Raw genomic sequence first — 6,264 nt, forward strand, 5'->3', positions numbered from 1 at the left:
GCGTATCTCGATCTCGCTGTTGACCACGCGCCGTGCGAAGTGCTCGTCGGAGGACGCCTTGCCCTGCGTCACGCGATGCTTCGCCGCAGGATGACCTCTCCCTCGGGGTCGAGCTCTCCCGTCGGGACGAACCCGAGCCGGGCGTAGAAACCGGCCGGTCCCCCCTCGCCAGGCACATGGCTGGTGAGCAGCTCGGTGGCACCGTGACCACGCACCAGCTCCACGACCTGCCGCACGACCTCCCGGCCGTACCCCTGGCCCTGGTGGCGGTGGTCGATGAGCAGCTTCCAGAGGAACCAGGGGCCGTTGATGTCGGGTGGTTGGGGCTCGACATCCCAGCTCAGCATGACGAACCCGACCGGCTCGCCGTCGGCATAGACGGCTCGGAACCAGGGGTTTCCCTGCGGATTCGCGTCGGCTTCCGCCAACGAGTCGGCCACCGAGGTGACGAACCGTTCCTGATCGGGAGTGGTGCGCAGCGCGAGGACTGACTGGGCGTTGTCGTCGGTGATCTCCTGCAGGGTGACCGTCACCAGAACACGATAGGGCGGCCGACCCGCTGGCACGGCCCGATGGCAGTACCCGAAAACGGAGGCTTCACCCTCGGGGTGTCAGACCGCCGCGCTAGTCTCCTGCGGGTCGCGACCCAGACGGTCGCGGTCAGGTCCAGAGCACCGCCCACACAGGCGGTGGATCGTCGGCCGCACGCCTCCGGACGTGGCCGACCGGCAACCGCGTCGCCCGACACGGTGCCCTCCGGAGAAGACCTGGGTCACCTCGGCGCAGCAACGCCGGGGGTGGCCAAGACGGGACAACCTTTGAAGGAGCGCTCCATGCGCGCACAGTTCGAACCCCTCACGCTCGCCGGCTACTCCTACGACCCCCGGACGGTGGCAGCACCCCTCGAGGCCCTGGTGCTCCGGGCGGCCATCGCCGGCAGGGGCCCCCGCGACGCCGGCTTCGCGGGGGTCTTCCTCATGGACTACGACGCGGTGCTGTCGGATCGGCGGCAGCGCGTGCACTCGGTCGCGTTCATGGGCGGACCGCACGGAAACCGGTGCTCGTGCGGCCTGGTGATGGGCGAGCTCGACCCGACGACGGCCAGCGGTCACCTCGACACCGACACCTGGAGTCGCACCGACCTCGTCGTGGTCGCCCACGGACCAGACATCCGCCGGCCCGCTCGTCACGCCGTCGTCTGCCACGCCTGCGGCTGGGCCGTGCCGGCCAGCTCCGCGACGGACGGGCACGCCCTGGGCGAGGCGCACGAGTGCGGATCCGAGTCCCGGCCGGCGACGCCGACCGCGCAGCTGCGCCAGCACCTCGGCATGGCGTAGGCCCTCGGCCGCGCGCGGGTCCCTGCCGCGCGCGGGTCCCCGCCGCGCGCGCGGGTCCCCGCCGCGCGCGCGGGTCCCCGCCGCGCGTGAACCAGGGGTATGCCGCGGAGCCGGCCCCGCGGCATACCCCTGGTTCCTGATCCGGCACCGACGTGACAGCCGGAGCCTCATCCGGTGTCACAACCGGGCGGGCTGCCTTGTCTTGATGGGTGACAGCTGAACCATCGACGAGGGAGTGAACGATGAAGGTGTTCGTCGCAGGAGCGACCGGCGCGATCGGACGGCAGCTCGTGCCGCGGCTGGTCGAGGCGGGCCACGAGGTCCACGGCATGACACGCAGCGCGTCGAAGCAGCAGCTGCTGCGCGACCTCGGCGCGGTGCCCGTCGTCGCGGACGCGCTCGAGGCCGACCAGGTCGCCGAGGCCGTCGGTCGGGTGCAGCCGGACGTGATCGTGCACCAGCTGACGTCCATCGGGCCGATGGACCTGAGGCACTTCGACCGCGCGTTCGCGATGACCAACCGGCTGCGCACGGAGGGCACCGGCCACCTGCTCTCCGCCGGTCAGGCCGTCGGGGTGGAGCGGTTCGTCGCGCAGAGCTTCTTCGCGGCCTACGAGCGGACCGGCGGCATGGTCAAGACCGAGGAGGACCCGTTCGGGCCGCACCCGGCCAAGGAGATGCGCCAGACGGTCGACGCTATCCGGCACCTCGAGCACTCGGTGCTCGCCGCGACGTGGACCGAGGGGATCGTGCTGCGGTACGGCGGGTTCTACGGCCCGGGCACGTCACTGGGGCCGGACGGTGAGCAGACCGAGGCGGTCCGCCGGCGCAGGTTCCCGGTGGTGGGCGACGGTGGCGGTGTCTGGTCCTTCATCCACATCGCCGATGCCGCGGAGGCGACCGTGGCGGCGGTCGACCACGGGCGCCGCGGGCTCTACAACGTCGTCGACGACGATCCGGCGCGCGTTGCCGAGTGGCTGCCGGTGCTGGCGCGTACGTTGGGTGCCAAGGAGCCGAGGCACGTGCCCCGGTTCGTGGGGCGGCTGCTGACCGGTGAGATCGGAGCGGTGATGATGACCGAGCTGCGGGGCGCGTCGAACGCCAAGGCCAAGCGCGAGCTCGGCTGGAGCCCGGCGCACCCGAGCTGGCGGCAGGGCTTCCGCGGGCTGACGCAGGCAGGCCCCGACGACGCCCACCCGGGGGCCGCGTGGGCTGAGGCAGCGCAGGCTGACGTGGCGCGCACGAACGGCCGGGAGGTGTCGTGACCTCCCGGGACGAGCTGCTGGACGAGCTGCGGCCGACGTCGTTCGCGATCGCGTACCGGATGCTCGGCAGCGTCTCCGAGGCCGAGGACGTGGTGCAGGAGGCGCTGCTCCGGGTGCACCAGTCGCTCGACGGGGGTGAGGTCATCGCGTCGCCGCGGGCCTTCGTCGCCACGGTCACGACCAGGCTGGCGATCAACGAGCTGCGTTCTGCCCGTGTGCGGCGCGAGCGGTACGTCGGCGAGTGGCTTCCGGAGCCCATCATCACCGACGGCTCCGGCGCGGCCGACGACCCCGCCCGGCACGCCGAGACCGCGGACTCGCTGTCACTCGCGATGCTCGTGCTGCTGGAGAGCCTCTCCCCCGAGCAGCGTGCGGTACTCCTGCTGCACGACGTCTTCGGCTACAGCTACCCGGAGACCGCGGACATCGTCGGCAAGAGCGAGGGCAACGTCCGCCAGCTCGCCACCCGCGCCCGACAGCACGTGAAGACGCGCCGGCCACGCTTCAGGACGACTCGTGAGCAGCAGCGGGAGCTGGTGCAGCGGTTCTTCGCCGCAGCCCAGCAGGGCGACCTCGCCGGTCTCGAGGCCCTGCTCGCGCACGACGTGCAGCTCACCGGCGACGGCGGCGGCAAGGTCCCCGCGCTGGCCCGGTCGCTGCGGGGTCGCAGCCGCGTCGCCCGCACCCTGACGAACTGGCTGAGGCTGCTCTCCCGGTTCCCCCAGGTCTCGGTGCGTCCCGTCGAGGTCAACGGCGACCCAGGCGCCCTGTTCCTCGACGACCAGGAGCGCCTGCTCGCCGTGTGGGCGCTCGACGTCGCCGATGGCCAGGTCACCGGTATCCGCTCGATCGTCAACCCCGACAAGCTCGCCCACCTCGGCCCGGTCGGCGACGCCACCGCGATGCTGCGATCGGCTCGGTGAGCTGGCGCGTCGCCGACCGGCCTGTGCAGCAAGCGCAGTCGTCGCACGCCCTCACGCTCTCGTCTCCTGCCAGGTGGGCCAGCGGTGCTCGCACCGCGGGCAGTAGTGCAGCTCGTCGGACACGACGCATCCGCCGAGCACGCACGCCGGACCGCGGTCGTGCGGCGCGCGCGGCGCAGGTGGGTCGGTGTAGTCCGACGGCATCGGGAGACCCCACACGATCGGCACGCCCAGGTCACCGCACTCCGGGCACAGCACGTCGAGGCTCCACAGGTCGAGCAGGGCGCGGCGCACCGGCGACGGCACGATGCCTCCCAGCCCGACCGCCTCCACGAGGTGGTCGGGCAGGTCGGCCAGCAGCAGGGCCCTGTGGTCCGTGAAGGTCAGCGTCGAGACCCGTTGGCGCCCCTGCCGGCGAGCCCCCGCCCGCACCACCAGGGAGGGCGCCCACACGAGGTCGGTGTCGTCCTCGTCGTCGCGGCCGACCCAGACGACCACGTCACCCCGCTGGAGTGAGGTGTGGCCCAGACCGGTCGCAGCCGTGGTGTCGACGTGCCAGTGCTCCGAGAGCCGCTCGTGCGTCGTGGCCTCCAGGTCGTAACGCGCCACGGCCATCCGGCCTCGGCCGAGCAGGTGTGACCACGGCGGTGCGAGCGGCGGGTAGGTCTCGAGCCCCCATGCGGCCCAACGGTTGTGCGTCATGTGAGCTCTCCTGTCGTTCGAGAAGGCAGCCAACCGGTATGCCGCGTGGGCGCACCCGCGCGCGCACGCGGCATACGGCCGGTCTGTGGCTAGAGGCGAACCTGGACGCCGCCGGAGAACATCGAGTCGTGCAGCTCGAGGCTGGCGAGCTTCGCACCCTTGGGGACGTCGAAGTAGACCGTGCCCTTGACCGCGTTGCCCGGGTTGATCTCCTCCCACAGCACCTGCGACGACTCGTCGACCAGCGACGCCGTGCTGTTGGCCGAGAACTTCCGGCCCTTGCCGTCGAAGGCGTACTGGTTGTCGGCGAACATCGACTGTGGCTCGTCGCCGATGTTCTCGACAGACAGCCGCACCGCGCAGAACTGGCCCTGCGCCTTCTCCTGCAGGTACGGGTTGTCCCCCACCACCGCGATGCCGCACTTCACGCTGCGGACGGTGAACTCGAACTTGCCGTCGCGCACCGGCTTTCCGAGCTGCGAGACCAGCTTCGGCTTCGGCGCCGGCTTCGGCGCGGCGGTGGCCGGCTTGGGAGCCGCGGTCGCCGTCTTGGCCGGCGCCGGCTTGGCGGCAGCCGCCGACGTCGGGGCCGCGGCGGGCGTGCTGGCCGTCGGGCTGCTCGACGCCGAGACCGGCGCGGTGGTGTCGCCACCCGAGAGGGCGGAGCCGACCACCACGAGGGCGAGCAGGCCGCCCGGGATGAGCACGCGCTTCTTGGCGAACCAGGGGCGCGGGGCCTTCGGGGCACCGGCGCCGGCCGCGGCCAGGGCGGGCTGGGCCTGACCGGGCGCGAAGTGCTCGGTCCACTGCTGGCCGTCCCAGTAGCGCAGGCGGCCGTCCTGCTGCGGGTACCACCCCGCGGGCGTTGCATTCATGTCTTCCTCCATCGGTTGAGCGCAGGCATGGCGAAGGAAGGCATCACGACATGGAGCCTCGACGGCCCTGTGAGCTGGTCGACCCCACTGCGCCGAACCGGCGCAGCCCCCTCGTTCCTGCTGTGAAAGACGCTAGGACCCAGCACCGACAACGGAAGCCGTGAACCGGCCTCGGGAGGGCCTCGGAGCATCAGCCGTTCGGATGAACTTCGTCTGGCGCCGAAAGGGGTTCGTAAGGTGCGACCAGCGCCAGCCACGAGGGACGTCGGCGACACTGTGGGCATGCGTCCCCCGAGCCGCCTCGCGAACGTCACCGTGGCCGCCGTGTCAGCCGTTGTGCTGGCCGCATGCGGCTCGGGCTCCTCCGCGGACACGGCGCTCCCGTCGGCCGCGCCCTCGCCAACGAGCCCGTCGGGCAGTCCGTCCACCACCGCGGGCCCGACACCGACCGCGGGCGGGCCGTCCGCCTCGCGCACCTCACCCGCCGCCGCCGTCCCCGAGGTCCTGCGCTTCACAGCCGACCGCGTGGACGGCGCGACCTTCGACGGCGCCTCGCTCGCGGGCAGGAAGACGGTGCTGTGGTTCTGGGCGCCGTGGTGCACGGTCTGCGCCCGCAGCGCCGACGACGTCAAGGCCGCGGCAGCCGACCTCGGCGACGTGACGTTCGTCGGTGTGGCCGGCCTCAGCTCCGACGCGGGCGCCATGCGGGCGTTCGTGGAGCGCCACGGGGTGGGGGGCTTCACGCAGCTCGCCGACACCGGCGGCGACCTCTACACCCGGTTCGGGGTGACCCAGCAGCACACGTTCGTGCTCGTCGACGCTGACGGCACCCTCACCCGCCAGCCGGCCTACGGCAGGGACGTCGACCTCGCCGACCTCGTCCGCTCGACCTTCGGCTGACCTTCGTGGACCCGGCCGCGCTCTCGCTCGCCGTGGGCGCGGGCATGCTCGCCGCGCTCAACCCGTGCGGCTTCGCGCTGCTGCCAGCCTGGCTCACGATGGTCGTGCAGGGGGCCGACGGCGCTGACCGGGCCGTCGCGGTGACGCGGGCCCTTCGGCTGGCGGCGGCCATGACGGTCGGGTTCGTCGCGGTGTTCGGGGCGTTCGGTGCGGTCGTCGTGCCGCTGGCGCTGTCGCTGGAGCGCTGGCTGCCGTGGGCGAC

Annotated in this window: 8 protein-coding genes; 5 read left to right on the plus strand and 3 right to left on the minus strand. The window is 72.4% G+C overall.

Features of this window, described 5'->3' with window-relative positions:
* Nucleotides 1–68 precede the first annotated feature (68 nt).
* On the minus strand, nt 69–533 hold the full coding sequence (locus VIB11_RS03330) for a GNAT family N-acetyltransferase (RefSeq protein ID WP_332028342.1): 465 nt from the start codon (nt 531–533) through the stop codon (nt 69–71).
* A 300-nt stretch (nt 534–833) separates the two neighbouring features.
* Between VIB11_RS03330 and VIB11_RS03335 the strand changes: the two genes are divergently transcribed.
* The 3 genes from VIB11_RS03335 (at nt 834) to VIB11_RS03345 (ending at nt 3,525) form a co-directional block, all read left to right on the plus strand.
* The gene (locus VIB11_RS03335) at nt 834–1,337 is read left to right on the plus strand and encodes a hypothetical protein (protein ID WP_332028343.1); all 504 of its coding nucleotides are present in this window, start codon (nt 834–836) and stop codon (nt 1,335–1,337) included.
* 242 nt (nt 1,338–1,579) lie between these two features.
* The gene (locus tag VIB11_RS03340) at nt 1,580–2,602 is read left to right on the plus strand and encodes an NAD(P)-dependent oxidoreductase (protein WP_332028345.1); all 1,023 of its coding nucleotides are present in this window, start codon (nt 1,580–1,582) and stop codon (nt 2,600–2,602) included.
* Nucleotides 2,599–3,525, plus strand: coding sequence for an RNA polymerase sigma-70 factor (locus VIB11_RS03345; protein WP_332028347.1), 927 nt, complete (start codon nt 2,599–2,601; stop codon nt 3,523–3,525). Before VIB11_RS03340 ends, VIB11_RS03345 begins: the two co-directional genes overlap by 4 nt.
* Nucleotides 3,526–3,576: 51 nt before the next feature.
* Here VIB11_RS03345 and VIB11_RS03350 read toward each other — a convergent pair whose 3' ends face one another.
* Together VIB11_RS03350 and VIB11_RS03355 are read right to left on the minus strand one after the other, a co-directional pair.
* The gene (locus tag VIB11_RS03350; RefSeq protein WP_332028349.1) at nt 3,577–4,227 is read right to left on the minus strand and encodes a hypothetical protein; all 651 of its coding nucleotides are present in this window, start codon (nt 4,225–4,227) and stop codon (nt 3,577–3,579) included.
* An 89-nt stretch (nt 4,228–4,316) separates the two neighbouring features.
* Complete coding sequence (locus VIB11_RS03355; protein WP_332028351.1) at nt 4,317–5,102, minus strand: DUF4352 domain-containing protein; 786 nt, start codon at nt 5,100–5,102, stop codon at nt 4,317–4,319.
* Nucleotides 5,103–5,384: 282 nt separating this feature from the next.
* On the opposite strand from VIB11_RS03355, the gene VIB11_RS03360 reads away from it, so the two are divergent.
* Nucleotides 5,385–6,002: a redoxin domain-containing protein gene (locus VIB11_RS03360; protein ID WP_332028353.1), complete on the plus strand. Its 618-nt coding sequence runs from the start codon at nt 5,385–5,387 to the stop codon at nt 6,000–6,002.
* Nucleotides 6,003–6,007: 5 nt separating this feature from the next.
* Nucleotides 6,008–6,264, plus strand: a 257-nt coding sequence (locus tag VIB11_RS03365) for a cytochrome c biogenesis protein CcdA (RefSeq protein WP_332028355.1), incomplete at its 3' end; no start/stop codon positions are given.

The sequence above is a fragment of the Pedococcus sp. genome, from assembly GCF_036554925.1.
Lineage (GTDB): Bacteria > Actinomycetota > Actinomycetes > Actinomycetales > Dermatophilaceae > Pedococcus_A.